Genomic DNA, 993 nt, shown 5'->3' with positions numbered 1-993 from the left:
TGAGGTGATCTCAGCAAGGTTCGGCGGCCGGGTGGGGATGACACGGGCGTAACGTCCATACCGGACGGTGTTGGATGTGGGCGTGGAGCCATCGATAGACAGGTTCTTGCGACAGAATCCAGTCTTCGAGAGGGCTCCACGTGATCGCCTATTCTGCCAGGCTCGACGTTCCCAGGGAACTCGTCCAGCACGTGGCGCGGCTGCTTCGTGCCGAACGTCGGGCGGTGGGCACCCGCCGCCGGACCAGAGCGTTGACGTGCTTCTACCAGGCACTTCTGGTGTTGGTGTGGTTCCGCAAGGGCGAGGACAAGACCACCCTCGGGGCGGGGTTCGGGGTGTCGCGGGCGACCGCGTACCGGTACGTGGCCGAGGCCGTGCGGGTCCTGGCGGCGCAGACACCCACCCTGCACGACGCGCTGCGCCGGGTCGCCGCCGACGGCTGGTCGCACGTGATCCTCGACGGGAAGCTGTTCGACACCGACCGCGTCGCCGAGACCACCGTGAGCGTGAAAGGCAAAACGATCGACGCGTGGTATTCCGGCAAACACCGCGACTTCGGGGCGAACATTCAAGCCGTGATGCGCCCTGACGGACTACCTGTCTGGACCTCGGATGCGATGCCCGGACATCTGCATGACCTGACCTGCGCCCAGCGTTTGGACGTCACCGGTGCCCTCTACTGGGCGGCCTCCGAACTGCGGCTGCCGACCCTGGCGGACTCAGGCTACGAAGGCGCTGGCCAGGGCATCCACGCTCCGTACAAGCAGCCCGCCGACGGCCGCCGGCTCGCCGCCGACAACCGGACCTACAACGCCACGCTTCGATCCACACGGTGCCTCGGAGAACGCGGCTTCGCGATCCTCGTCGGCCGCTGGCGGACCCTGCGTCACAGCACAGCCAGCCCACGACAAGTCGGCAACATCGTCCGCGCCGCTCTCCACCTCACACATTTCGAATACCGATACCTACCGGATCCTTGTTGAGATCACGTCA

1 protein-coding gene is annotated in these 993 nt (G+C 66.2%); it reads left to right on the top strand.

What is annotated here, in order from left to right; genetic code table 11:
* The first annotated feature begins 140 nt into the window (after positions 1–140).
* A complete protein-coding gene (locus IEY61_RS30885) occupies positions 141–983 on the top strand; it encodes a transposase family protein (RefSeq protein ID WP_189050880.1) in 843 nt (280 codons plus the stop codon).
* Positions 984–993: the final 10 nt, after the last annotated feature.

The sequence above is a fragment of the Micromonospora sonchi genome (assembly GCF_014646235.1).
GTDB lineage: Bacteria > Actinomycetota > Actinomycetes > Mycobacteriales > Micromonosporaceae > Micromonospora > Micromonospora sonchi.
Note: the sequence above shows the minus strand (reverse complement) of the source record. Positions and strands in the feature narration are given on the sequence as shown.